This is a genomic window from Nonomuraea sp. 3-1Str, assembly GCF_031570565.1.
In the GTDB taxonomy this organism is placed as follows: Bacteria; Actinomycetota; Actinomycetes; order Streptosporangiales; family Streptosporangiaceae; genus Nonomuraea.
Map to the genome: position 1 here is coordinate 1 of NZ_JALHBK010000017.1, position 26,156 is coordinate 26,156.

The window sequence follows — 26,156 nt, forward strand, 5'->3', positions numbered from 1 at the left end:
GAGTACCTCTCGCTGGACATCGCCGCGGCCGTCGTCGACTCGCTGGAGGACGCCGTGGCCCACATCCGGGAGTACGGCTCGGGGCACACCGACGCGATCGTCACCCGGTCCCAGGGGGCCGCCCGCCAAGCTGCCCGTGCTGCCCGAGTGGGCGGACGTCGCGGTCCTGACACCGATCCACCTGCGCGGCGACGCGGGTGCGCTGCCGGCCGAGGCGGCCCGCCACGTGATGACGATGCTGGCGATCTCCCGGCCCGGTGATCCGTACGCCGGTCTCGCCCTGGTCAAGGAGGCCTGCGACAGCCGCAGCCTCGCGGACTTCGGCTGGGCGCTGTTCCAGCGCTGGCAGGCGGCCGGCTACCCGTCCAAGGAGAGCTGGATGATGGACGCGCTGGCACTGCTCGGCGACGACGAGACCGTCCGACGGCTGACGCCGTTGATCAGGACCTGGCCCGGCGAGGGCGGGCACGCGCGGGCGGTCGCGGGCCTGGACCTGCTGGCCGGCATCGGCTCCGAGGTCGCGTTGATGCACCTGCACGGCATCGCCGAGAAGGTCAAGTTCAGCGGGCTCAAGAACCGGGCCAGGCAGAAGATGGACGAGGTCGCCGCGGGGCTCGGCCTGACGTCGCAGGAGCTGGCCGACCGGCTGGTGCCGACCTTCGGACTGTCCGCCGACGGCAGCCTGACCCTCGACTACGGCCGCAGGCAGTTCGTCGTCGGCTTCGACGAGCAGCTCAAGCCGTACGTGACCGACCCCGCGGGAAAGCGGCTCAAGAACCTTCCCAAGCCGGGGGCGAACGACGATCCGGAGCTCGCGCCCGCCGCCCACCAGCGGTTCGCCGGGCTGAAGAAGGACGTGCGCGCCGTGGCCGCGGACAACATCCGCCGGCTGGAGCAGGCCATGGTGAACCGGCGCCGCTGGAGCGGTGCGGAGTTCAAGCGGCTGCTCGTCGGCCACCCGCTGCTCTGGCACATCGTACGGCGGCTGGTGTGGGGCCTCTACGACCCCTCGGGCCTGCTCACGGGCGCCCTGCGCGTGGCCGAGGACCGCAGTTTCGCCGACGTCGAGGACGACACGCTGACGTTGCCCGACGAGGCCGTCGTCGGGGTGGCGCACCCGCTGGAGCTGGGGGAGCAGCTGGCCGCGTGGGCCGAGATGTTCGCCGACTACGAGATCCTGCAGCCGTTCCCGCAACTGGGCCGGGAGACCTGTCAGCCGGACGAGACGCTGCTGTCCGAGATCAGCGCCGCCAAGATCCCCACCGGCAAGGTGATCGGCCTGGAACGACGTGGCTGGCGGCGAGGCGCGCCACAGGACGCCGGCATCCAGTGCTGGATCGAGCGTGACGTGCCCGACGGCAGGACCATCACGATCGGTCTCCTGCCGGGCATCGCGATCGGCTACCACGAGTTCGCCGACGAGCAGACCCTGGAGGGGGTCGGCCTCGACGGCCTCGACGGCCTCGACCCGATCACCGTCTCCGAGATCCTGCGGGACCTGCGGGAGATCACCCGATGAACGAGCACGTCCAGCGGCCCCCGGCCGAGATCCGCTACGCCGGCGAGCTGGCCCGGCTGCGGGAGAACGACACCGACGCCCGACCGCCCGGCTGGGCGTTGAGCCTGCGCGCCGCCCGGCGCTTCGTCCTCGGGGACGAGAAGCTGGGCATCAGCCGCAAGTTCGTGGGTGATCCTTCACTGATCGACCGATCCCTGGTGACGCTCGCGACCAACCGCGGGCTGATGCTGGTGGGTGAGCCGGGCACAGCGAAGTCGCTGCTGTCCGAGCTGCTCGCCGCGGCGGTGAGCGGAACCTCGACGCTCACCATCCAGGGCGGAGCGGCCACCACCGAGGACCAGATCAAATATTCGTGGAACTACGCGCTGCTGGTCGCCGAGGGCCCGTCCACCCGGTCGCTGGTGGCCGCTCCGCTGCTGCGCGGCATGGCCGAGGGCAAGGTGGTGCGCTTCGAGGAGATCACCCGGTGCCCGCTGGAGGTGCAGGACTGCCTGCTGTCGCCGCTGTCGGACCGTGTGCTCGCGGTGCCGGAGCTGACCGGTCCGGAGGCGATGGTGTTCGCCCAGGAGGGGTTCACCGTCATCGCCACCGCCAACACCCGCGACCGCGGCGTCAACGAGATGAGCGCCGCGCTCAAGCGCCGGTTCAACTTCGAGACCGTCTTCCCGATCGCCGACTTCGACACCGAGCTGCTGCTGGTGGAGGCGGAGGCCACCGCTCTGCTGAAGCGGTCAGGCGTCGGCGCGCCGCCACGGCGCGACGTGCTGGAGGTCCTGGTCACCGCCTTCCGCGAGCTGCGCGAGGGGCAGACCGCGCGCGGTGACGCCACCGACCGGCTGTCCGGGGTGATGAGCACCGCCGAGGCCGTCTCGGTCGCGCATGCCGTCGGACTGCGCGGCTGGTTCCTGCGCGGAGAGCCCGGCACCCCCGCCGACCTGGTCTCCTGCCTGGCCGGTACGGCGGCCAAGGACAACCCGGAGGATCTGGCGAAACTCCGCAGGTACCTGGAGCAGAAACGGCACGGCGACCAGTGGAAGGCCCTGTACGAGGCCCGCCACCTGCTTCCGGGCTGACGATGGCGGTCACATTCCTCGGCGTGCGGCACCACAGCCCCGCCTGCGCCCGACTGGTCGCCGACACCATCCATTCCGTACGCCCCGCGTACGTGCTGGTCGAAGGCCCCGCGGACATGAACCACAGGATGGACGAGCTCCTGCTCGGCCATGAGCTGCCGATCGCGGTCTACACCAGCTACCGGGACCCGGAACGACGGCACGGCTCATGGACGCCGCTGTGCGGCTACTCCCCGGAGTGGGCGGCGCTGACCGCGGGCCGTGAGGTCGGCTCCGAGCTGCGTTTCATCGACCTGCCCGCCTGGCATCCGGCGCTGGCCGAGGTCCGCAACCGTTACGCCGACGCCGAGGCTCGCTACAGCGAGGTGACCAGACGGCTGTGCCGTACCTTCGCCGTGGACAACGCGGACGCGTTGTGGGACCACCTGTTCGAGATCGAGCCGGCCGACGGGCTGGCCGAACGGCTGGCCACCTACTTCGACCTGGTGCGCGGCGACACGCAGGCCGGGCCGGACGACCTGGCCCGCGAGGCGTACATGGCGCAGTGGATCCGCGCCGCCGTCGCCGACGCGGGCGACAGGCCGGTGGTCGTGGTCACGGGCGGCTTCCACCGCCCCGCCTTGGTCCGGCTGGCCGAGCAGGGTGATCGCGGCTGGCCGGAGGTGCCGCGGCCGCCGGCGGACGCGGTCGTCGGCAGTTACCTGGTGCCGTACTCGTTCCGGCGGCTGGACGCCTTCGACGGCTATCAGTCGGGTATGCCGTCGCCGGGCTACTACCAGCACCTGTGGGAGTCCGGTCCCGCCGCCGCCGCGCGCGGGCTCACCGAGGCGGTGACGGCCCGGCTGCGCGCCCGGCGCCAGCCGGTGTCGACCGCGGACCTGATCGCCGCCCGGGCCACCGCGGAGGGGATCGCGCTGATGCGCGGTCATCCGCATCCGGCCCGGGTCGATGTGCTGGACGGCCTGGCCGGCGCGCTGGTCAGCGAGGCGATCGAGACCCCGCTGCCCTGGGCGACCCGTGGCCCGCTGCGGGCCGGCCACCATCCGGTGATCGTCGAGATGATCGCGGCCCTCAGCGGTGACCGGGTGGGCCGCCTGCATCACTCGACCCCGTTGCCACCGCTGGTCCACGCGGTTCTCGGGGTACTGGGCGGCCCGGGTGAGGAACGGCTCGACCTCGGCAGGGAAGCCGACCGCGAGCGCAGCCGGCTGCTGCACCGGCTGCGGGTGCTGGGGATCCCCGGAGTGGCGCGCACCTCGGGACCCCGCCCGGCAGGCGGCACGGAGCTGGTCGAGCGATGGACGCTGACCGAGTCCGACGACCGGCTGCCCGCTCTGATCGAGGCCGGCGGGTACGGCGTGGACCCGCAGGAGGCGGCGGCTGCCGCCCTCGCCGAACGGATCACGGGCGCGGACCTGGACCAGTTGGCCGACGTTCTGTTCGACACGGCGCTGTGCGGCATCGGCGAACTGACCGGACAGGTGCTGGACGACCTGGCGCGGGCTGTCGGCGCGACGGCCGATCTGGCATCGCTGGGCCGCACCCTCACCGTCGCCCTGGCGATGTGGCGCCACGACGACCTGTTCCGCACCAGCGGCAGCACCACCTTGGGCGCGGTCGTCCAGGCCGCCACGCGCCGGGCGCTGTGGCTGGCCGAAGGCGTGCGCGGCGGCCCCGCACCGGCTGACCTCCAGCGCATCAACGCCATGACCGCCGTCCGTGACGCCCTCAGGCACGCCGGCCCGTCGCTCGGGCTGGACACGCACGCGGCGCTGGGCGTCGCCGACCGGCTCGCCGCCGCCCGGGAGGCGCCACCCGACCTGCGCGGAGCGTCGCTGGGGCTGGGCTGGTCACTGCGTGGTACGGCTGCCGCGGACCCCGCGCGGGCGGTGCGCGGCGCGTTCGTCCCGGCGTCGGCCGGGGACTGGCTGGCCGGGTTGTTCGCGCTCGCCCGCGAGGAGGTGCTGCACACCGCCGGCCTGCTGGAGCTGCTCGACGAGCTGGTCGGAGGGATGACGGATGACGACTTCCTGGTGGCCCTGCCCGCGCTGCGCCAGGCGTTCGGCTTCTTCCCGCCCCGCGAACGGCACCTCATCGCCACTCGCCTGGTCGAGCGGCGCGCCGGCGGCGCGTCCGGATGGGACCTGATGCGGCTGGACGCGGCGCCGGAGCTGGTGGCCGCCGGTATGGCACTGGACGAGCGGGTCGAGGCGGCACTGCGCCGGGAAGGACTGATCACCCCATGACCGACCCCACCCTGGAACGGTGGCGCCTGCTGCTCGGCGAGCCCGGCGGCGCATGCCTCGGCGGGCGGCAACTCGACGCACGGGCCGCCGCCCGTGACGCGGCGCTGGACTGGCTCTACGGCCGCGACGAGGACCTGCGCCGGCGTGGCGTACGGCGAGGCGGGACGGGCCCGTCGACGCTGACGACCTTCGACTGGCTCGACGACATCGCCCGGCTGTTCCCCAAGGAGACCGTCGAACGACTGCAACGTGACGCGGTCGAGCGTTACGAGATCCATGACGTGGTGACCGACCCGGCCGTGCTGGCGCGCATCGAACCCAATCCCGCGCTGCTCAAGGCGGTGCTGCGGACCAAGCACCTGATGAACCCGCAGGTGCTGCGGCTTGCCAGGCGGATCGTGGAGCAGGTCGTACGGCAGCTGATGGAGAAGCTCGCCACCGAGGTCCGGAGCGCGTTCTCCGGCACCAAGGTGCGACGGTCCGGGGGGATGCGGCTGGCCCGCAACTTCGACATGGCCAAGACCCTGCGCGCCAACCTCGGCCGCTACCAGCCCGAGACCGGCAAGGTGGTGATCGAGACCCCGTTCTTCTTCTCCCGCACCCGCCGCCACCTGGAGCAGTGGCAGGTGATCCTGCTCGTCGACCAGTCCGGGTCGATGGTCGACTCGGTGATCCACTCCGCGGTCACCGCGGCGTGCCTGTGGGGGCTGCCCGGTGTACGCACCCACCTGGTGGCCTTCGACACCGAAGTGGTGGACCTGACCGCCGACGTGGACGATCCGGTGGAGTTGCTGATGAAGGTCCAGCTCGGCGGCGGCACCGACATCGCCCGCGCGGCGGCGTACGGGGCGGGCCTGGTGGACCGGCCGCGCCGGGCGATCGTCGTGCTGATCTCCGACTTCTACGAGGGCGGTGATCCGCACCGGCTGGTGCGCGTCGTGCGCGACCTGGTGGCCCAGGGCAGCAAGGTGCTGGGCCTGGCCGCCCTCGACGAGCAGGCCAATCCCGCCTACGACCGGGAGCTGGCGCAGCGCCTGGCCGATGCCGGAGCCTATGTGGGCGCGATGACACCCGGCGAGCTGGCGACCTTCGTGGCGGAGCACGTGGGCCGATGAGGACGGATCTCCTCGGGCTCACGGCGGACTCCCTCGCCGCGCTCACCAACCGCGGCCTGGTCAAACGTGCGGGCAAGGAGGCCGGTCCGGAGCTCCGGACCGACGCTGACGGCACCGTGCACGGCAGCTTCCCCGACGGCGTGGCCGCGGCCCTGCCTCCCGGCGGCCTCGACGTGGCCCGCTGCACCTGCGGCGCCACCGGCGTCTGCCGGCACGTCGTCGGGGTGGTCCTCGCCTACCAACGGCTGCCCGCTGAGCCTGCCCCGGAGCCCCTGCCCTGGTCACCGGGGCAGGTGACCGACGACGAGCTCACCGCCAGGATCGGTGCCCGCCTGATGGCCGCCGCTCGCCGCACGGAGCGAGCCGGATTCACCGCGCGGGTCCGCCGCGCCACCTCCGCCGATCCGGTGCCGCAGGTCGAGCTGCCCGCCGCGACCGTGCGCTTCCTGGTCCCCGGCGACCTCGGATTCGTCCACACCGACGCCGTCGCCGGTACCCGCGACGACGTCGTCGCCCTGGCGGTGTGGGCGTTCCGGGCCGCCGACGAGCTGCACCCCGGAGTCCCCGAGGTGCGCGTCGACGTCGGCGGCGAGGCCGGCGCCGGTGCCGGTTCCGGGCTGGAGCCGGCCCTGGGGCTGGCCGGCACGGTCCTGCGTGAGGGCGCGGCGCATCTCGGTCAGGGCCTTGAGGCCACCATCGCCGACGTGCGGCGCCGGCTGGACGCCGCCGGGTCGCGCTGGCCGCTGCTGGCCGTTGGCGACCTCGCCGAGCAACTGGCCGCCTATCACGACCGGAGCGCCCACTACCGTCCCGAGCTGCTCGCGAGCCACGTCGCCGAGCTGCACGCCCGGCACCGGGCGGTGACGCGGCCGGACGCCACCCTGCGCAGCAGCGTGCTCGGCACCGCCGAGGCCGCCGAGACCCCGTTGCGCCGGGCCCGGCTGGAGAGCCTGGGCTGCCGGATCCGCGGTCTGGGCGACCAGCGGATCGCCGAGGTCTACCTGGCCCACGGCGACAGTGGCATGGTGCTGGTCCTCCGCCGTCAGTGGGACGGCGACGACGACGGGGTGGCGCCGGCCCGGCGGCGGATCGCCGGCTCCACGCTGGCCGCGCTGGCCACCGGCAACCTGGTCACGGAGTCCGCCGTCCGCAGCGCCAGCCGTACGGTGCGGCTGGCCACCGGCCGGATCTCCAGGACGACGGTCAGCCCGTCACGGGGCGACTGGGATGAGCTGCCGCCGTCTCTGCTGGTGACCGACTTCGCCGCGCTCAGCCGTGAACTCGACGGCCTCACGCTCCGGCCCATCCGCCCGAGGGCGGAGGCGGAGCTGGTCCGGGCCGTCGCCGTCGCGCGGGTGGAGGCCGTCGCCTACGCCCCCGGAGACCAGCGCCTCGACGCTGTCATCGTCGACCGGGCGGGTAACACCGCCACGGTGCGGGCCGTTCACACCGGCGCCGCTCCCGGACGCCTCGACTCGCTGGCCGCCGTGCTCGCCGGTGAGGAGGGCGAGCTGCGTTTCGTCAGCGGCGTGGTCGGGCGGACCGGGGGCGGTGTCGTCATCGAACCGGTCGGTCTGGCGGTCGGCGGCCGGATCGTCGTCCCCGACCTGCAGCCTGCCGACGCAGGCGGCAGGCTCATGGCCGCCGCGGACGCCCGGCACGAACCGCTGACCGCGGCCCTGATCGACACCCGGGGACTGCTCGCCGAAGTGGCCCATCACGGCTTGTCCCACCTGCCGCCGACCTACGACGACCGGCTCGCCGCCGCGGCGCAGCGGTTGACCGTGCTCGGGCTGCACCGCATCGCCCAGGCCGTCACGGCCTTCGCGGCGACGCGCACCCACGACTCCGACGAGGCGGTCGAGCAGGCCTGGATCGACGCTTACCTGCGCCTGGAGGTGGCTGTGGACATGACCTGACCTGTACCCGGTGCGTCCTTGCCCGGAGGGTCAGACGCGGACCACCGCGGTGCGGGCGTGGCCGCGGCTGCCGCCGACCTTCACCTTGACCGCCTTCCTGGCCTTGCGGACGCCGCGGTCGCCTTCCTTGACCGATCTCACCGGCCAGGGCAGCGTGATCTTCACCTCGTCGGCGGTCCTCGACGGGTCGGAGACCGCGAGCCGTACCCGCTTGTGGTCGCGGCGGATCAGCAGCGTGCAGGGGCCGTCGGCGGCGAGCGGTCCGTCCGCTGTCTCGACGGTCCCCGCGCGCCAGAAGACGGCGGCGAGCACGTCGTCGCGGGAGACGGCCTGCACCGCTCCGGAGTTGGCCAGGATCTCGACCCGCCCGCGGTAAGCCGCGGTCTGCGCGATGGAGGCGTCGGGCAGTACGGCATAGGCGTAGCGCGCCTTGTGCGGATCGACGCCGTGGTCGACGAGGATCGTCGTGTAGTGCCTGGTGACGGGGGTCTTGTCGCCTCCGGTGGTGGCGCCCTGGTCGATGTCCCGCCAGCGGCCGGTGCGCTTCTCGCGGACCACCTTCGCCTCGACGCCGTCGAGCAGCGCGTAGCCGGCCGTACCCGACAGGTGGACCCAGCCGTCGCCCCGGGTCAGCGGCGGATGTCCGTCGTGGGTGTTGCGGTTCTCCACGACGGTCTCGATGCGGCGGCCGTCGGAGGCCGAGATGCCGGTGCCGAGGGCGATCACCGCGTCGTCGAGGAGGAACCACGCCTTCTTGGCCCGCAGCGAGGAGCCGTCGGCGATCAGCTTCATGGCCGCCACGCCGTACTCGCCGTCAAGCGCCACGCCGCCCGCCCACGGGGTGGGCGGCAGGCGACGCTTGCCGTGCGTGAGAGCGGCGCGTCTGCGGGTGTCGACCGTCGTGCCCGGCAGCCGGTACGGGTCGATCGTGGGCCACAGGTCGTCGTTCCAGTGGGTGAGGTCGCCGGTGTAGAGGTAGGTCATGCCGTCGCCGGTGTACCAGCCGTGCAGGTTCTCCTGGTTCATGGCCTCGGCCGCGCCGATGCGCTCCGAGCTCATCGCGATCGCGTAGGCCCAGGTGGGGCGGCGGTGCACGACCCGGTCCATGTCGGCGAAGACGTACGTGCCCGTCGTACGCGGGCCGACCGGCACCGACGGGTCCTCCAGCAGGGCCTTGGCCCGTGCGACGCTCGCCAGCGGCGCGAGCGTGTCGTAGGGGAAGGCCTGGTTGCGGGTGAGCCAGCCCTTCACCAGTGGTCGCCAGCGCCGGGCATAGCGCTCCGGCGCCGCCTCCAGCAGGGTGAGGACGGCCTCGACCGCCTTCTGCCCCGAGTGGTAGTCGCGGTGGCCCTGCACCGAGATCTGCCGGCCGCGTACGCAGTCCATCATCAGCCCGTCGAAGATGAACGGCGCGAACGAGCGGTCCACGATGTCGTAGACGTTCCCGATTCCGGTGATCTCCCACGGTGACCTCGCGAGCATGGCGATGAGCTTGGCCACGCTCTCCAGGTAGTCCACGCCGTAGCTGCCGGTGTAGGGGTACACGGCGTGCTGGATGAACGACCCGTCACGGTAGAAGCCGTCGCCTGGTCCCGCGGTCGGCCGCAACAGGTCGGAGACCGCGTCCCCGGCCCGCGTGATGAGGCGCGCGTCGTGGGTGAGCAATCCGCGCATCGCCACCGCCATGGCCTTGCCCGCCCGGTTGGCGCCGGTCTCGACGACGCCGGGGTGGCTGACGCGGCGCTCCGGGTCGGGGCACCAGCGGCGTAAGGGGCGCAGCCAGCGCTCCAGGCGGTCCTTGGGCAGGCCGTCGTACAGCAGGGCGCAGGCTTCGGTCAGCGAGCGGGGGACGCCGATCTCCCACCAGTACCAGTTGCTGCCCCGCCGGTCGAGCCCCTCGTGGTAGGCGTGCTCGTACAGGAAGTCCAGCGCGCTGACCGCGGTCTCGGCGACCTGCCTGTCCCCGTGCATGGCGGTGCCCGGCGTGGCCCAGCCCAGCGCCAGTGTGCGCATGCGGTTGTAGGAGCGGTTGAAGTTGCCCGTCCGGGGGTCGTCGAGCGGCAGGTCGGGCCACAGGCTCGGGCGACCGGGGACGGGCTGCAGCTTGCGCAGCACCGCGTTGGCCGAGCCTTCGATCGCCTGGGTCTTGTCGGTGTAGGTCGAGTCGTACGATCCGCCGGCCAGCAGGCTCACCCACCGCTCACGCGCGGCGTCGAACGCGGCGGCGTTGACCGCGGTGGTGTTGAACGCGGCGGTGCCGAATGCTGTGGTGCTGAATGCGGTGGTGCCGACCGCCTCGGCCGGTCTGTCCCACAGAGCGAGGCCGGCCACGGCCGCGGTGCCCAGCAGGGCGGACCGCCGGCTGAGGGGGTGGGGCATGGCGGCCTTTCCGACGATCGTGCAGATATCACTTGAAAGGATCATATGTCGACAGGAGGGGTGTCCATTTCGGCTTCGGCGAGGATGTCCTCCGCCCCCGAGCCCTCTCGATGAGGTTCACGATCCGGCTGCGGGACCGCGTAGGTTGATCAGATGTCCGTTGCCCGCTGTGGTGTCCTGCTGGGTGTGGCGGCCTACGTCCTGTGGGGTCTGTCCGCCCTCTACTGGCCGCTGGTGGAGCCCACCGGCTCACTTGAGGTCCTGGCCCTGCGCGTGCTGTGGTCGCCGGTGGCGATCGCCCTGCTGGTGCTCGCGACGGGCCGCCGCCGTCAGGTGGCCGCGCTCCTGCGCCGCCCGCGCGACCTGCTCCTGCTCGCCCTGGCCAGCGCGCTGACCTCGATCAACTGGGCCCTGTTCATCTGGGCCACGATGAACGGGCACGTCGTCGACGCCTCGCTCGGCTACTTCATCACGCCGCTGGCCAGCGTCACGCTGGGGGTGGCGGTCTTCGGCGAGCGGCTGAGCGTCCGCCAGTGGACGGCCATCGGGCTGGGTGCGGCCGCCGTGCTCGTCCTCACGATCGGGTACGGCGGCCCGCCGTGGATCGCGGTCGGCCTGGCGGTCACCTTCGGCGGCTACGGCATGATCAAGAAGCGGGTGGGCGCCGGGGCCGTCGAGGGGCTGATGGTGGAGACGGCCGTGGTGTTCCCGCTCGCCCTGGTGTACACGGTGTGGCTGCAGGCGACCGGCCAGGCCACGTTCGGGCACGTGTCGGCGGTCAACACCCTGCTCGGCATCGGCGCCGGCTTCGTCATGATGGCGCCGATGCTGCTGTTCAGCGCCGCCGCCACGAAGATCCCGCTCAGCCTGACCGGCATGCTGCAGTACATCGAGCCCATCGTGCAGTTCCTGGTCGGGCTGCTGGTCTTCAAGGAGTCGATGCCGGGCAGCCGGTGGGCGGCGTTCGGGCTGCTCTGGGCCGCTCTGGCGGTGCTGACCGCCGGCGGCCTCAGGCGACGGGATCGGCAGTCGGACGTGGCTCGTCGTCCAGCTCGACCGCGCTCCGCTCGATCATCTCGAACTGGCGCATCAGGCGTTCCAGATCCGGAGGCGAGACCGTGAACGTGTCGTGCACCGCCTCGCCCGCCGCCGTGTAGCTGAGCTCGTGCCCGCACGCGCCGTCCCACAGCCCGGTGATGACGCGCATCGGCGGGGGCAGGCGGTCCACCTGAACGCGGCGCACCTGGACCCCGGCCGCCAGCTGCTCGCGGGCCAGCGCGTCGAGGTCGTCCGTCCACTCGTGGTAGATGAACACCCGTCGGATCTTCACACCGCGCGCCAGCGCGTCCAGCTGGGCGCGCCAGTACTGCCTGCCGACCGGCTGGCGCCACCACGTGAGGTCCACGGCGGGGACGCTGGTGACGCAGATGTGCTCGCGTGCCTGCGCGATGAGGCGCAGGAAGACCTCGTTGTCGCCGTACGGCGTGCGGAAGTGGCCGCGTTCGAGGTCGGCGAGGGTGCGCAGGCACTCCTCGAAGGCGGCACGGCAGGCGTCCTCGGCGGGCGTCCCCTTGTAGTCGCGCTCGACGTGCTTGGCCGCTCGCAGCATCGGCTCCATGAGGTCGGTCATCCACGGAATCCTGTCGATCGTGGAGACCATCTGGCCGACTCTGGTCTCGTGCTCGACCCGGCGCCTGTCCTGGATCAGCGACTGGATCTGCAGGGTGATGACGCCGCCGATGAGCCCGGCGACGGTGCCGAGCGCCTGCGCGGTGTCCTCGCGGACGTAGAAGATCACGCCGAGCAGCACGGACAGGCCCGTGCCGATGATCAGGACGGGGTCGACGGCGAACGGCGACTTCGGGTGGGGCCTCTTCACCAGGACTCCCGGGGGCACAGGCGGGGGGACGAACCAGCATAGTCGATCTTGTCTGTCGCCGATCGCCGATTTCGGGCTCGATCATCTGAAGGGGATGTTGAGCCAAGGGCTGTTCGGGTCGCTCGTCAGGATTCTGTGTGCGTTGAGCATCTGCCCGTACCAGTCGCCGAACTCCTCCTCGTCGAAATGGAGGCAACGGCCCAGAACGTAGGCGGCCGAGAAGTCTTCCCATGATCGGTAGTTGATCCGGCTGAGCCTTCCGGCGCGGAGAACGGCCCGTTCGGCCTCCGCCAGGTCGCAGTAGCGGGCGCCGAGTCCCCACCGGGCCATCTTGGAAGCCCGTCCGTAGTCCCATGCCTCCACCGTGTGGACGAATCTGCCCTCGGCGAGGAGGCCGTCTGCACGAAATCGCGCCTCGTATCGGATGATCCGCCCGATGAGCCGTTGCGCTCCGGCGACCTGGGTCTCCGTCTCGGAGTCGCTCATGGTGACCCCGTCGGAGGCGGTGTCCTTCTCCGCGGCGCTGTTCCGTATGACCCGCGTGGTCGCCTGGCGCCAGTGATCCACCTCGACCATGCCACCGAAGTCGCGGGCGAGAACACTGCGTACCCGCAGGACCAGCCCCCAGAACGGGCTGCTCATCCGGCCGTTGAGAAGGTCCTCCTGGACCGGCAGCCACTCCTCGCGGCTGGTGATGTCCCACCACTCCTTGAGGCGTTTCCTCTCCCGGACGTAGCCGGTGCCGTGCCAGCCCATCGCGTTCCAGAGTGAGGCGTTGCTCACGCAGAGAAGAGCCCCGCAGGCGAGGCCGTGAGCGACCGGGCCGTGCAGCGGGCCTCCGGTCCATAGCGTGCGCAGCTCGTTTCGGCGAGGGTGGGGCATCCGGTCGGCGTGCCGGCGCCACGTCAGCCGATGGGCGGCGGTCGCGGGGAAGAACGCTTCGCACGGGCTGCCGGGGTTGACGGCCAGCCACTCGTCGTCCTGGGGCCAGTTCCGGGCCAGTTCGCCCAGGTCGTCTTGGAAGAAGACCGGGTCGGGCGCGGGTGCCGGGAGCATCCCGTCGGTGAGGAAGGCAAGGGCCTTGACGCCGGGCCGCGGGCCCCAGAACGTGGGGGTGTAGCCGACCCAGCCGGGTTGGGCATCGGCCCTGGCGCGCGACATCGGGTGATAGAGGTTCGCGGTGGCGAGGACGTCGAAGTACGCAGCCCAGTCGCCCCGCATCTTGGCTTCGTACAAACCGCGTTCGATGTCGGTGGGGGCTTGCCATGCGGGGGCGGGAGATCCCGCTCTCCCGTCGCCGGGCGCGCCCTGTCTCCCCATGAGGTCAGGGCTCATCCCTTCCCACGCCCCCATGCCGCAATACCTTACAACTGCCGGGACCGCCGCTCTGCCTCGCCGCCGGTGTGGGCATCGCGGTCGTCTCCGATTTCCGGTGAGTGCTGAAAGTTTCAGTTCTGTCGGCGTGTTCGCCCAGCTCGCGCGGACCCCTGCTTGACCGGCCGGCGCTCTGCGGAGAGGTTCGTTCTCGCGAACCTTTCTGATCGAGGGGGTCCGATGAGTCACGCCCGTCGCCGGTTGCTCGCCCTCCTGCTTCCCGGTCTCCTGGTCGCGCTGGGCGGCCTGGTGCCCTTGACGCAACAGCCCGCCGGCGCGGCCGGCGACCCGCCCGGCCCCGTGACGGGTAACGCCACCTACTTCGACGGACTCGGCGCGCCGTACGGCGGCTGCGGAGTGCCGCAGGCGAATCTCGACTCACCGGACTTCGTGGCGCTCAACGTCTACAACACGCCCGGCGACTACAGCTTCTACCCGCGGCCGTTGACGGGGGCGAACCTCAGCAAGGCCGGGTTGTGGAACAACGGGCTGAACTGCGGCCGCTACGTGCAGGCAGAGATCGGCGACCTCTGCACCGGCACCAACGACGGCGCGCAGAACCAGCCGTTCTGCCGCAACGGCTCCTGGGTCGCCGACGCCTACAAGGGCGCGAAGCTCACCATGCTGGTCGCCGACAGTTGCGGCGACTCCAACGCCTGGTGCCGCGACGATCCCTACCACCTGGACCTGGCCAAGGACTCGCTCAACCGGTTCGTGAAGAACGGCGCCACGGTCGGGGACATGTATCCCAGCCATTGGAACAACCGGCGCGTCACCTGGTCGTTCGTCCCCGCGCCGAACTACAGCGGCGACATCGGCATCGGGTTCCTGCGGTCCGCCCAGGTGTGGTGGCCCGCCATCTCCGTCTCGCACCTGGCCAACGGCATTCACGGCGTCGAGTACTTCGCCGACGGAGCGTGGCGGACGGCTCAGATGAACGGCGACATGGGCCAGTCGTACGTCATCGGCGGGACCACGTCGGGGGCGAGCCGGTTCCAGATCCGGGTGCGGGACGTCACGGACACGCTGATCAACGGCGGACGCGTGTACAGCTTCGCGCTTCCGCCGGCCTGCGACCCGCAGTGCGGCACGCCGTACACCAAGGTCGGCTACACCACCTCGGACGGCCCGACCTCCACGCCCACCCCCACACCCACGACCACCGCCACTCCGACCCCCACGACCACCGGCGGCACCGGCGGCTCCTGCGGCGTGGACTACCAGGTCGCCAACGTCTGGCAGGGCGGCTTCACGGCCAACGGCACCGTGCGGAACACGGGGACCACGACCTTGAACAACTGGACGGTCACGTGGACCATGCCGGCCGGCGTGACCCTGACCAACGCCTGGAGCTCCACCATCACGTCGTCGGGTGCCACCTGGACGGTCAAGGCGCCGAGCTGGGCCGCGAGCCTGGCGCCGGGCGCGTCGGCCACCTTCGGCTTCCAGGCCAACGGCCCGTCCACGCCCGGCCCGACCGGCATCACCTGCTTCTGAGGAACGACGTCTGCCTTCTAAGGAACGACGTCGGCCAGGGGAGTGGCGGCGTGCCCGGTCAGACGCGGGATGTCGTCGCTCACGCCGTCCAGTTGCCCGGCCGCGATGGCGGTGTAGGTCGACACCCACGCGTCGACCTGCCAGTCAGGCGCGCCGTAGGAGGCGCGCGACCGGTAGGCGTCCTCCACGGTCTCCGGGTGGTAGGTGATCGAGCGGCCGGTGGTCTCCGACAGGATCGCGGCGATCTCCGCCATGGACAGCGACCGCGGGCCCGTCATGTCGTAGGTGCGGCCCTCGTGCCCGGTGGCGTTCAGCAGCACCTGGGTGGCGGCGTCGGCGATGTCGTCCTGGGCCACGACCGCGGCCCGGCCCTCGCCCGCCGGGCCGCGGATGACGCCGTCCTGGCCCACGAGCGCGGGCATGAAGTCGGCGTAGAGGTTGTCGCGCAGGAAGGTGAAGGACAGGCCGCTGTCACGGATGTGCTCCTCGGTCGCCCAGTGATCACGGGCGAGGGTGAAGACGGCGTCCGGCGCGGCGCCGAAGAACGACAGGTACACCACGTGCCGTACCCCGGCTTCCGCGGCGGCGTCCACGAACGCCAGGTGCCGGCTCAGGCGGTCGGGCGACTCCGGGGCCGAGATCATGAAGAGCACCTCGATGCCTTCCAGCGCGCGGGCGGCGTCGCGGTCACCGTACGCGCAGCGGGCCGTGGTCGCGCCCGGTAGCTGAGGGGCGCGGTCCGGATGCGGCACCGCCATGCGCTGCGCCGCCCCGGCCGCCGCCACCCTGCGGGCGATCCGGCCGCCGATGCGGCCGGTGGCCCCCGTTATGGCGATCTTCGCGTTGTCGGGGCGGGTCATGGGCGACCTCCTTCGGAGACTGTCCGGCCAGTCTGGCAGCCGGCGCCGGGCGCCTCGCGGAGGAGGCGCACATGCCGGTCACAGCCCCTGCCGTACCGGCCGCACCGTCGTCAGTGCTTGGCGGCGCAGTCGTAGAGGGTGGTGTCGCCCATCATCAGGCCGCCCATCGTCAGACCGTCGGTCGTCGGACTGCCCGGCGCGGTGGAGGTGGGACGTCCTCCATACGCGGCGGCGGGGACCTCGGTGCAGTTCTCCTTGATCCATTGCGAGCGGCCCGCGCTCGTCCCGCCCATCATGGCGCCGACGCCGCCCCCGCCGGATCCCAGGACGAAGCGCAGGTGCCCGGAGCTCGTCCAGTCCTTCAGCTGCTGAACGGTCGGAGCGTCGTCGATGCCGATGAAGCCGCCCATGCCGATGACGGTCGCGTCACTGTTCAGGATGAAGGGGGAGGCGGCCATGGAGCCACCCTCGGCGGCGAGCTTGATCCGCGCGGAGCCGGAGTTCTCGACGGCATAGTCGAGGATCTTGCGCTGGTCGGAGGTCAGCTCGGCGCCGCCGCCGGGGAACCGGGGTGGCATGCCACCGTTCCCGCCCGGGAATCCTTCGGGGAGCTTCACGCCTGGCGGGAGCCGCATCCCTTCCGGGAGTCGGAACCCGCCCGGTCCCCGGCCGCCTCCGCCCCCGAGACCGAAGGGCATGGCCGGCGGCCCGGCGGTGGGGTTGGCGCCGCCCATCACCGACGTGGAGCCCGGAACGCTGATCGCCCAGGCCGCGGGCGCCGACAGCACCGCCAGGATCGCGACGCCGAGGGCGGCTGGCAGCAGCCGCCGGCGGCCGGCGGACAGCAGGAGCAGGACGATCGCCGCCACACCGGCCGTGGCCACGGGCCACGCCAGCCAGCCGTTCCAGGACGGGACCCGCTCGATCACGGCATAGGCCCAGGCCGCCGTCACCGCGACGGCCCCGGCTCCCAGCGGGAGCGCCCAGCGAGCCCCCGCCCGGTGGGCGCGGGCCAGCGTCGTGGCGAAGCCGGCGGTGACGGCGGCGATCGCGGGAGCCAGCTGCGTGGTGTAGTACGGGTGGAAGATCCCCTGCTGAGTGGCGTACACCAGGCCGCAGATCACCAGCCAGGCTCCCCACAGCACCCATCCGGCCGCGGCGAGCGGCTCACCGGGCATCGTGACCCCGCGCCGGCGCAGTACGGCGACGGCCACGGCCAGCGCCAGCGCCACCCCGCACAGGGGCAGCAGCCAGCTGATCTGCCCGCCGACCTGGTCGTTGAAGAGCCGGCCCAGGCCGGCCGCTCCGCCGAACGAGATGCTGAAGCCGCCCAGGCCGCCGCCGCTCCCGCCGAGAATCCGCCCGAGACCGTTGTAGCCGATGACCAGGTCCCAGGCGCTGCCGTCGGTGCTGCCGCCGATGTACGGGCGGTCGCCGGGCCAGAGCGCGACCATCGCGACCCACCACAGGGAGGACACCGCGAGGACGCCGCCGGCGGCCGGCAGCCTGGCGAGGCGGCCGGGCCAGGGACCGCGCGCGCCGACCAGCCAGGCCGCCGCGAAGGCGGGGATCACCATCCAGGCGGCCAGCATCTTGGTCAGGAAGCCGAGGCCGATCAGGAGCCCGGCGCCGCACAACCACCGCAGGGCGGCCCGGCCGGACCCCGTCCGCAGGGCCCGGGTCAGCGCGTATGCCGCCGCCACCAGCGTCAGCACCAGCAGGGTGTCGGGGTTGTTGTCACGGTTGATCGCCACCGTGATCGGCGTCAGGGTCAGCACCAGCGCGGCCAGCAGTCCCGCCGCCTCGCCCGCCCACAGGCGGACGGCGCGGTGCAGGAGGAACACCGTGGCCACGCCCTCCGCCACCTGGGGCAGGATCAGCGCCCAGCCGCGCATGCCGAAGATCTTGGTGCTGAGGACCTGCGGCCAGAGCGCCGCCGGCGGCTTGTCGACGGTGATCACCCCCGCCGGGTCGTAGGCGCCGAACAGGAAGTTCGTCCAGCTCTGGCCCATCGACTTCACGGCGGCGGAGTAGTAGCTGTTGCCCCAGCCGAGGGAGCCCAGGGCCCAGCCGTACAGGCCGGTGGCCAGGAGCAGGATCGCCGCGAGCGCGGCCGGAGCCGCCCAGCCCGGAAGCGGACGGTCCGCGGCGCGTGGCGGCGACGGCAGTTCGGTGGTGTCGGTCATCTGGGTCACTTCTCCGGAGACGGTCAGGGCGTGGTGCGGCGGAAGACGGCCAGCCGCAGCACCACGAAGCGGACAATGGTCACCAGCACCGACGAGGCGGTGAGCACCAGCGTCTCGGCCGCGGCCGACGCCTCGGGCTGGACCTGGCGGAACAGCAGCACGGCGGCGGAGGTGACGACGTACCCGAGCAGGAACAGGGCTCCGGCTCCCAGGTGGGCCCGTCCGGCGCCCGTGCCGGACCAGCGGAAGGTGAGGCGGCGGTTGGCCTCGGTGTTGAGTACGGTGAGGACGACCAGCGACGCCAGGTTGGCGAGCACCGGCGGCCACCACGTGCGCAGCAGCCAGTAGAGCAGCGCCTGACCGGCTGTCGAGAGCACGCCGATGGTCGCGAAGCAGCCGACCTCCCAGCTGATCCGGGAGCCCGCCCCGCCGGTGGCCAGCACGGCGTCGGGGTGCTCGGCGGCGGGTGCGGGGCGTCCCGGCAACGGGGCCCGCGCGGCGCCGGACGCCTTCATGCGGGCCACCCGCCACAGTCCGCGCAGATCGTCCGCGGCGGTGCTGACGACGTCGACCCGGGTGTCCACGTCCTCGACCCAGTCGACGGGGACCTCGTGGATGCGCAGCCCGTTGTGCTCGGCGAGCAGCAGCAACTCGGTGTCGAAGAACCAGGCGTCGTCCCGCGTCCGTTCGAGCAGCGGGCCGAGCACGTCCGTACGGGCGGCCTTGAAGCCGCACTGCGCGTCGCTGAACCGGGCTCCGTGGGTGAGCCGGATGATCGCGTTGTAGCAGCGGGAGATCAGCTCCCGGCGCGGCCCGCGCACGGTGCGCGCGCCGGGGGCCAGCCGGCTGCCGATGGCGAGATCGGAGTGGCCGCTGGCGAGCGGGGCGATCAGCGGCAACAGCCCGTCCAGGCGCGTGGACAGGTCGACGTCCATGTAGACGACGATGTCGGCCTCGCTCGCGCCCCACACCGTACGCAGCGCGAGCCCGCGCCCTTTCCCGTCGAGGTGGACCACGTCCGTCCCGGGCAGCTCGGCGGCCAGCTCCCGGGCCACCTGCAGCGTCCGGTCACCGCTCGCGTTGTCCGCCACGGTGATCCGCCAGGGGAACGGCATCCGCTCAAGCAGGTGCGCGTGGAGGGTGCGCAGGCAACCGGGCAGCGCGCGCTCCTCGTTGTGGACGGGGATGACGATCTCGACGGTGGGATTCGCGAGCTTCGCGGGCTGGAAATCGCGGAGGGCGCCCAGGCCGCGGGTGGTGTTGGTCATGGATGTCCTCGGGTGGCAAGGCAGGGGTGCCGGATCGCGCGGTGCGCGGGAACGGGCTACTCAAGACTCGCTGCCTTGCCCCCGGGGGAACGTCCGCCTGGAGGATGGTTCTGAGCTGCGGCGATCGCAGCAGACGCGGGCGCGGGCTACCACGCCCGCGGTTCCCGGCCGATCAACGGGCCTGGGGACGGACCAGGCCGGTCTCGTAGGCGATGATCACCAGTTGGGCGCGGTCGTGCGCCTTCAGCTTGGTCATGGCCCGGTTGACGTGCGTCTTGGCGGTCACCCGGCTGATCCCCAGCAGGTCGGCGATCTCGTCGTTGGTGCGCCCGTGGGCCACCAGGATCATCACCTCGCGTTCGCGCTCGGTGAGCACGGCCAAATCTTCGGGCACGTGCTGGGCGGAGACGCCGGGGCCGGCCAGGAAGCGGGTGATCAGACGCCTGGTCGCCGACGGTGACAGCAGCGCCTCGCCCGCGGCCACCACCCTGATGGCCTCCTGCAACTCGCCGGCCTCCACGCCCTTGCCGAGGAAACCGCTGGCGCCCGCCTGGAGCGCGGCGAAGACGTACTCGTCGATCTCGAACGTGGTCAGGACCAGCACCCGGACTCCGGCCGTGGCCGCCTCGCAGGTGATCTCCCTCGTCGCGGCCAGACCGTCCATTCCCGGCATGCGGACGTCCATCAGCACCACGTCGGCAAGGGTCTCCCGCGCCAGCCGTACGGCGTCATGACCGTCGGCGGCCTCGCCGACCACCTCCAGATCGGGGGCGGAGTCGATCAGCACCCGGAACCCGGCGCGGACCAGCGCCTGGTCGTCGGCCAGCAGCACTTTGACGGTCATCACGCGTTCTTCCTGGTGGTGGGGAGCACGGCGTGCACCCGGAAGCCGCCGCCGTCCACGGGACCGGCGAGGAAGGTCCCGTCGACGGACAGGGCCCGCTCGCGCATGCCGATCAGCCCGTGACCGGTCCCGGAGGAGGTCCCACCGGCATCGCTCCGACCGTCGTCGGCGACGTCGACGATCACCTTGTCGGCGGCGTAGCCGATCCGCACGGTCGCGGTCGCGCGCGGCGCGTGCTTGCTCACGTTGGTCAGCGCCTCCTGGACGATCCGGAACGCGGCGAGGTCCACCGGAGCGGGCAACGGCCGCGGGTCGCCGTGGACCAGCCAGCCCAGCCTCAGCCCGGCCGCGGTGAAGGAGTCGGCCAGTTCGGGCAGGCGATCGAGCCCCGGCGCGGGCTCGGTCAGAAGGTCGTCGCGGCTGCCCGGACTGCGCAGCAGCCCCACTGTCGTCCGCAGCTCCTCCAGCGCCTCCTTGCCGGCTTCGCGGACATGGCCCAGCGCCGTGCGGGCCTGCTCGGGCTCGGTCGCCAGCATGTACGCGGCTACCTGCGCCTGCACGTTGATCAGCGCGATGTGGTGGGCGAGAACGTCGTGCAACTCCCGCGCGATGTGCAGCCGCTCCTCCATCACCCGGCGTTCGGCCTCCTCCTCCCGTGTCTCCTCGGCCCTGCGCGCCCGCTCCTCGACGGCGGCCACGTAGGCCCGGCGGCTGCGCAGCGCGTCCCCGACGGCGGTGGCCATGCCGATCGACGCGATCGGTGCCACCACTTCGGGCGCCAGCCACGCGCTCTCACCGGACACGACCGTGGCCATGGTCACCACGAGCGCGGCGAGCCCTCCGTAGGTCCACGCGTGCCGGCGCGGGCATCGCGAGGCCACCGTGTACACCGCGACCGCCGGCCCCAGGCTCAACAGGCTCCGCCCGCCGTCGGTCATGGCGTAGGCGGCGAACCCGGTGACCGTGACGGCGAGAACGGCGCGGGGCCAACGCCGCCGGAAGATCAGAGCGCCGCAGACGACCGAAGCCAGCGCGATGTCGTCAGCGGTGAGGGGCGGAATCCGGGCATGCCACTCCACCCCCGGCGGAGGGGGCGCGCCCCGCGCCAGCAGCGTGATCGCATACACGCACCCGGCCAGGATCGTTTCGGCCACATAGGGGCGGGAGAGCAGCTCCCGTCTCAGCCAGGTCACCGTACGCACCTCTAAAAGGTAGGTCTGACCTGGGCGATTTCCCTCATCCCGGGGTACCCATCGGCCCTACTGCGACCGCAGTACGGCCAGACCGGGCTCGGCGTCCAGGCCGGCGGATCAACCTCAGCCGAGCGGCGGTGAGCCTGCCCAGTCCGGTAGCGGTTCGCATCGTGCTCTCCACTCCGGCGGCAGGTGGGCGCCCGAGGCGGCCGCGACGATGCCGCCGACGATGGCGCACGTGGTGTCGACGTCGCCGCCGGCCGTCGCGGTGGTCCACATGGCCGCTGTGAAGTCGTGGCGTTCGCGGGCCGCCACCCAGAGGGTGAACGGGACCGTGTCATGTGCGGAGACCTGCCGCCCGTTCCCGAGCATCCGGGCGGCGAGTGCGGGGTCGCTGATGGTGAGGAGGTGCCGGGCCTCGCCGATGCCGTCGTGGACCATGCTCGCGGGTACGTGCTCCCTGATCCGGTCGAGGAAACGCCCGGCGGGGAGGTCGGGCTCCTGGACGGTCACGGCTGTGGCCACGGCGACGGCCACGGCGCCGGCCACCGCTTCGGGATGCGTGTGGGTGACCTGCGCCGACAGGGCCGCCTGCCGGGCGACGTGCGCCAGGTCGCCGGCGAACCAGGCGCCGAGCGGCGCCACGCGCATCGCCGCCCCGTTGCCCCAGGAGCCCCTGCCGTCGAACAGTTCGGCCGAGAGCCTCCGCCAGTCGCCTCCTTCACGGACCAGCCGGAGCATCCGGTTGGTGGCCGGGCCGTACCCGCGGTCGAAGTCATGGCGGGCGGCGAAGCTCGCGGCGAGCTTGTCCTGGTCGATGGCGCCATGGTCGTCCAGGACGCGGTAGACGGAGCAGGCCATCTCGGTGTCGTCCGTCCACTGCCATGGGCCGGGTGGAAGGAGGCGAGCGGAAAGGGCGTGGCGGTGGTCGGGGACGAAGAACTGGGAACCGAAGGCGTCGCCGAGGGCCAGGCCATGGAGGGAGGCGGTGGCCCGCGCGAGGGGATGAGGTGACATCCCCTTCATTGTGAGGTACGTCAGGGCAGCCATCGCGCGCGGAGCACGCCGTCGGGGTCGGGGAGCACGGCGGCCAGCAGCGGGTGGCGGTCGTCCGCGTAACCGGAGAGGACCAGCATCGCGCGGGCTCCGGCCAGCCTCGCGGGCAGTGCCGGGTTGTCGGGGTCGTCGACCGTCAGGCTGGTGATGTGCCCCTGAGGGTCCTGCCAGACGATCTCGACGAGGTTCTTGCCGGCCAGGGCGTCAAGGGTCGCGTCCACGTCCGTGGACAGGTCGGGCCAGACGAGCAGCCTGGATCGGGGAGCGAGCCCGCCGCGTGTCGCGGCGACCTCGCCGGCGGTGATCCGGTGCCAGCGTGAGGCGTTGAAGACATGCCCCTCCTCCAGCACCACCGCGCCGCGCTCGACGAGAAGAGCGTCCAGCTCGGCCCAGAACGCCCCGTCGGCGGGGCGTCGCCGCGCGGCGTCGTCCTCGTCATCGTCGTCGAGTCGCGGGTCGTACGGTGACCGGCTCATCGGCTCGGCGAAGAGCCCCCGGTGGTGAGTGAGCGCCACCGCGTGCGGGCACGGTGACTCGCTGCCGACATAGACGTGCTGGTCGTAACCGACGTGGACGAAGAAGCGGTCCTCGTCCTCCAGCCGGCACCAGGCGCCGTTGTCGCGCAGCATCGCCCGGACCAGCTCCAGCGCGACGGCCATCGGCACCCGGGCGCCGTCGTGGTAGCCGGTCAGGTCGGGCGGGAACAGCCCGGCCAGACCGTGACCGTCGAGCGGGGGCTCCACTCCGAAGTTCACGAAACCGGTCACCCCGGGCTCCCGGATGGTCAGGTGGGTGATGCCGGTCTCCTCGGCGAAAGCGGCCACGGCTTCCAGGTAGGCCGCTTCCACCGGACCGTGGTCGCTGTGCACGTCCTCGGGGCCGGCATAGGAGCCGTCCTCGGTGCGGTCCGCGGGGTCGTACTTGGTGATCCGGTGGACGTGGACGCTCATGCCGGCTCATCCTGCCGTACGGAAGCCGTACGGAAACGGCCTTGCCGGTGGGCCGTGGGTGGCTGCTAGGGTGTGGAACGGTTGGGATCGGAATCGAGGAGAGCAGACATGGCAGGTGACGACGACATCTCCGGGTGATACCGGAGGTTGATCGGCCCCGGCAGGCGCGTATGCCCGCCGCCGGCGTGGCCTTGATCGTCGTTTTCCCTGTCCCTTTCGCCGGGCTGCTCCGGCACGCCCGGACCACGTATGCACGAGGTCTCCCGCATGTCCGACGCGTTCATCATCTGCTCCAACCTGTCCTTCTCCTGGCCTGACGACACGCCCGTCTTCAGCGACCTCTCCTTCACCGTGGGCGCCGGCCGGACGGGCCTCGTCGCCCCGAACGGCGCGGGCAAGAGCACGCTGCTCAAGCTGATCGCCGGCGAGTACCGGCCCGGTGGCGGCAGCGTGTCCGTCGACGGCGTGCTCGGCTACCTGCCCCAGAGCCTGCCGCTGACGGGCGACCAGGCCGGCGACCTGACCGTGGCGGAAGTCCTCGGGATCGCCCCGGTGATCGCCGCGCTGGACGCCATCGAGTCAGGCGACGCCGGCGAGGAGCACTTCACCACGATCGGCAACGACTGGGACATCGAGGAGCGCACCCGGGCCCAGCTCGACCGGCTCGGGCTCGGCCACCTGGAGTTCGCGCGCCCGCTGCGCACGCTGAGCGGCGGGCAGGTCGTGTCGCTGGGCCTGGCCGCGCAGCTCCTCAGGCGGCCCGACGTCCTGCTGCTCGACGAGCCCACGAACAATCTCGACATCGGCGCCCGTCGCAGGCTGTACGACGTGCTCGGCGACTGGAACGGCTGCCTGCTCGTGGTCAGCCACGACCGGGCGCTGCTCGACCGCATGGACCGCATCGCCGAGCTCGACCGGGGCGAGGTCCGCTTCTACGGCGGCGACTTCACGGCGTACGAGGAGGCCGTACGCACCGAGCAGGAGGCCGCCGAGCGGAGCGTGCGCAGCGCCGAGCAGGAGCTCAAGCGCGAGAAGCGGGAGATGCAGCAGGCCCGCGAGCGGGCCGAGCGGCGGGCGAGCAACGCGGCCCGCAACCTCAAGAACGCCGGCCTGCCGCGCATCTTCGCCGGGAACATGAAGCGGGGCGCCCAGGAGTCGGCCGGGCGGGCGGGCCAGACGCACGCGGCGCGGGTCGGCGACGCCAGGGCCCGTCTCGACCAGGCGGAGCGCGACCTGCGCGACGACCAGAAGATCGTGCTCCGGCTGCCCGACACCAACGTCCCCGCCGGCCGCACGGTCTTCCTCGGCGAGCACCTGCGGGCACGCGGCCTGTTCGCCGAGCCCGGCGTCGACCTGACGATCCGCGGACCCGAGCGCATCGCCCTGACCGGCCCCAACGGCGCCGGCAAGTCCACCCTGCTGCGGCTGATCAGCGGCGAGCTGGAGCCCGACGGGGGCACGACCAGGCGCGCCGACGGCCGGGTGGCCCATCTGTCGCAGCGGCTCGACCTGCTCGACGTCAGGCGCACCGTGGCGGAGAACCTGGCCGCGTCCGCCCCGGACATGCCGGAGGCGGAGCGGATGAACCTGCTGGCCCGCTTCCTGTTCCGGGGCTCCCGCGCGCACCTGCCGGTCGGGGTGCTGTCGGGCGGCGAACGGCTGCGCGCCACGCTGGCCTGCGTGCTGTTCGCGGAGCCGGCGCCTCAGCTCCTGCTGCTCGACGAGCCCACCAACAACCTCGACCTGGTCAGCGTGGGCCAGCTGGAGAGCGCGCTCGGCGCCTACGAGGGAGCGTTCGTGGTGGTCAGCCACGACGAGCGGTTCCTCGCGGAGATCGGGGTGGACCGCTGGCTGGAGCTGTCCGGGGGGCGGCTGCTGGAGACCGGAGGGCTCACCGGCACGTGACGCAGCCGCCCCGGGCGGTCAGTCGGTCAGGGCGGTGCGGAGCTTGTTGAGCACGGCGCGGAGGATGCGCGAGACGTGCATCTGCGAGATGCCGAACTCCTTGGCGATCTCCGACTGGGTCATGTTGCCGTAGAAGCGCATCAGCAGGATGTTCTTCTCCCTGGCCGGCAGGGCGTCGATGAGCGGCTTGATCGAGTGCCGGTCGAGCAGGGTGTCGAGGGAGTCGTCCTGCGCGGGCAGGAAGTCGCTCAGCTCGGCGGCGTCGTCGTCGGCGCCGCCGACCGGGGCGTCCAGCGACAATGCCGAGTAGGCGGTGGAGGCCTCCATGGCCAGCAGGACGTCCTCCTCGGAGATCCCCAGCTTGGCGGCCAGCTCGGACACGGTCGGCGAGTGACCGAGGACCTGGGTCAGCTCGGCCGTGGCCTTGTTGAGCTCGATGCGGCGTTCCTGGTAGACGCGCGGCACCCGGATGGCCCACGTGCGGTCACGGAAGTGCCGCTTGACCTCGCCCAGCACGGTGATCATGGCGTATCCGCGGAACTCGTGACCGAGCGTGGGGTCGTAGCCGTTGATGGCCTTCATCAGGCCGACGTAGGCGGCCTGACGCAAGTCGTCCATGGGCTCGCCGCGGTAGCGGTAACGGCGGGTGACCTCGGTCACCAGGCCCTCATGCATCTCCACCAGGCGCTCGCGAATGCGCGCGGCGTGCAGGTCGGAAGTCTGCGGGTCGGCCAGGCCGGCCAGGAGTTCCTCGGCGGTGAGCTGCTCGAATGCGACGGTGAGGACGGACACTGCTGCTCCCAGATGGGCGGGGCGGCCTCGTCCATGGAAAAAAGCCCATGCAGAGGCACGCCTTGGTTCTCGCGTAGTCAAAGCCCTCTGCTGGACTTCGC

At 72.1% G+C, this 26,156-nt stretch carries 19 protein-coding genes and 1 pseudogene; 9 read left to right on the forward strand and 11 right to left on the reverse strand.

The window, feature by feature from the left end:
• The 6 genes and pseudogenes from MTP10_RS25265 to MTP10_RS25290 form a co-directional block, all read left to right on the forward strand.
• A pseudogene (locus tag MTP10_RS25265) lies at positions 1 to 129 on the forward strand (gamma-glutamyl-phosphate reductase); the annotation flags it as partial.
• 7 nt (positions 130 to 136) lie between these two features.
• The gene (locus tag MTP10_RS25270; protein WP_310712135.1) at positions 137 to 1,519 is read left to right on the forward strand and encodes a DUF4132 domain-containing protein; all 1,383 of its coding nucleotides are present in this window, start codon (positions 137 to 139) and stop codon (positions 1,517 to 1,519) included.
• Positions 1,516 to 2,592: an AAA family ATPase gene (locus MTP10_RS25275; protein ID WP_310712136.1), complete on the forward strand. Its 1,077-nt coding sequence runs from the start codon at positions 1,516 to 1,518 to the stop codon at positions 2,590 to 2,592. The genes MTP10_RS25270 and MTP10_RS25275 overlap by 4 nt, the downstream gene beginning before the upstream one ends.
• A gap of 23 nt (positions 2,593 to 2,615) precedes the next feature.
• Positions 2,616 to 4,838: a DUF5682 family protein gene (locus MTP10_RS25280; RefSeq protein WP_310712137.1), complete on the forward strand. Its 2,223-nt coding sequence runs from the start codon at positions 2,616 to 2,618 to the stop codon at positions 4,836 to 4,838.
• Complete coding sequence (locus tag MTP10_RS25285; RefSeq protein ID WP_310712138.1) at positions 4,835 to 5,953, forward strand: VWA domain-containing protein; 1,119 nt, start codon at positions 4,835 to 4,837, stop codon at positions 5,951 to 5,953. Before MTP10_RS25280 ends, MTP10_RS25285 begins: the two co-directional genes overlap by 4 nt.
• Entirely contained in the window at positions 5,950 to 7,872 is a 1,923-nt protein-coding gene (locus MTP10_RS25290) for a hypothetical protein (RefSeq protein WP_310712139.1), read from the forward strand. The genes MTP10_RS25285 and MTP10_RS25290 overlap by 4 nt, the downstream gene beginning before the upstream one ends.
• A gap of 30 nt (positions 7,873 to 7,902) precedes the next feature.
• Here the strand turns inward: MTP10_RS25290 and MTP10_RS25295 are convergent, their stop codons facing one another.
• Positions 7,903 to 10,251 carry a polysaccharide lyase 8 family protein gene (locus tag MTP10_RS25295; protein WP_310712140.1) on the reverse strand — a complete coding sequence of 783 codons (2,349 nt, stop codon included), beginning with the start codon at positions 10,249 to 10,251 and terminating at the stop codon, positions 7,903 to 7,905.
• A 153-nt stretch (positions 10,252 to 10,404) separates the two neighbouring features.
• Here MTP10_RS25295 and rarD point away from each other — a divergent pair, with 153 nt between their 5' ends.
• The gene (rarD, locus tag MTP10_RS25300) at positions 10,405 to 11,373 is read left to right on the forward strand and encodes an EamA family transporter RarD (RefSeq protein ID WP_310712142.1); all 969 of its coding nucleotides are present in this window, start codon (positions 10,405 to 10,407) and stop codon (positions 11,371 to 11,373) included.
• Here the strand turns inward: rarD and MTP10_RS25305 are convergent.
• A complete protein-coding gene (locus tag MTP10_RS25305) occupies positions 11,261 to 12,130 on the reverse strand; it encodes a hypothetical protein (RefSeq protein ID WP_310712143.1) in 870 nt (289 codons plus the stop codon). The genes rarD and MTP10_RS25305 overlap by 113 nt on opposite strands.
• An 81-nt stretch (positions 12,131 to 12,211) precedes the next feature.
• Positions 12,212 to 13,351: a DUF1266 domain-containing protein gene (locus MTP10_RS25310; protein WP_310712144.1), complete on the reverse strand. Its 1,140-nt coding sequence runs from the start codon at positions 13,349 to 13,351 to the stop codon at positions 12,212 to 12,214.
• Positions 13,352 to 13,684: 333 nt separating this feature from the next.
• On the opposite strand from MTP10_RS25310, the gene MTP10_RS25315 reads away from it, so the two are divergent.
• Positions 13,685 to 15,001 (forward strand): cellulose binding domain-containing protein, encoded by a 1,317-nt coding sequence (locus MTP10_RS25315; protein ID WP_310712145.1) that lies wholly within the window; start codon positions 13,685 to 13,687, stop codon positions 14,999 to 15,001.
• 17 nt (positions 15,002 to 15,018) lie between these two features.
• Here MTP10_RS25315 and MTP10_RS25320 read toward each other — a convergent pair whose 3' ends face one another.
• The 7 genes from MTP10_RS25320 to MTP10_RS25350 form a co-directional block, all read right to left on the reverse strand.
• Positions 15,019 to 15,861, reverse strand: a complete 843-nt coding sequence (locus MTP10_RS25320) for an SDR family oxidoreductase (RefSeq protein ID WP_310712146.1) — start codon at positions 15,859 to 15,861, stop codon at positions 15,019 to 15,021.
• Between the two features lie 110 nt (positions 15,862 to 15,971).
• A complete protein-coding gene (locus MTP10_RS25325) occupies positions 15,972 to 18,047 on the reverse strand; it encodes a glycosyltransferase family 39 protein (protein WP_310712147.1) in 2,076 nt (691 codons plus the stop codon).
• A gap of 23 nt (positions 18,048 to 18,070) precedes the next feature.
• Entirely contained in the window at positions 18,071 to 19,315 is a 1,245-nt protein-coding gene (locus MTP10_RS25330) for a bifunctional glycosyltransferase family 2/GtrA family protein (RefSeq protein ID WP_310712149.1), read from the reverse strand.
• A gap of 172 nt (positions 19,316 to 19,487) precedes the next feature.
• The gene (locus MTP10_RS25335) at positions 19,488 to 20,159 is read right to left on the reverse strand and encodes a response regulator transcription factor (RefSeq protein ID WP_310712300.1); all 672 of its coding nucleotides are present in this window, start codon (positions 20,157 to 20,159) and stop codon (positions 19,488 to 19,490) included.
• Positions 20,159 to 21,352 carry a histidine kinase gene (locus MTP10_RS25340; RefSeq protein WP_310712150.1) on the reverse strand — a complete coding sequence of 398 codons (1,194 nt, stop codon included), beginning with the start codon at positions 21,350 to 21,352 and terminating at the stop codon, positions 20,159 to 20,161. The genes MTP10_RS25335 and MTP10_RS25340 overlap by 1 nt, the downstream gene beginning before the upstream one ends.
• 123 nt (positions 21,353 to 21,475) lie before the next feature.
• Positions 21,476 to 22,369, reverse strand: a complete 894-nt coding sequence (locus tag MTP10_RS25345) for an ADP-ribosylglycohydrolase family protein (RefSeq protein ID WP_310712152.1) — start codon at positions 22,367 to 22,369, stop codon at positions 21,476 to 21,478.
• A gap of 20 nt (positions 22,370 to 22,389) precedes the next feature.
• Positions 22,390 to 23,358 carry an RNA-binding protein gene (locus MTP10_RS25350; RefSeq protein ID WP_310712153.1) on the reverse strand — a complete coding sequence of 323 codons (969 nt, stop codon included), beginning with the start codon at positions 23,356 to 23,358 and terminating at the stop codon, positions 22,390 to 22,392.
• 267 nt (positions 23,359 to 23,625) lie between these two features.
• Between MTP10_RS25350 and MTP10_RS25355 the strand changes: the two genes are divergently transcribed.
• A complete protein-coding gene (locus MTP10_RS25355) occupies positions 23,626 to 25,263 on the forward strand; it encodes an ABC-F family ATP-binding cassette domain-containing protein (protein ID WP_310712154.1) in 1,638 nt (545 codons plus the stop codon).
• A gap of 18 nt (positions 25,264 to 25,281) precedes the next feature.
• Here the strand turns inward: MTP10_RS25355 and MTP10_RS25360 are convergent, their stop codons facing one another.
• Positions 25,282 to 26,055 (reverse strand): SigB/SigF/SigG family RNA polymerase sigma factor, encoded by a 774-nt coding sequence (locus MTP10_RS25360; RefSeq protein WP_310712155.1) that lies wholly within the window; start codon positions 26,053 to 26,055, stop codon positions 25,282 to 25,284.
• Between the last annotated feature and the right edge of the window lie 101 nt (positions 26,056 to 26,156).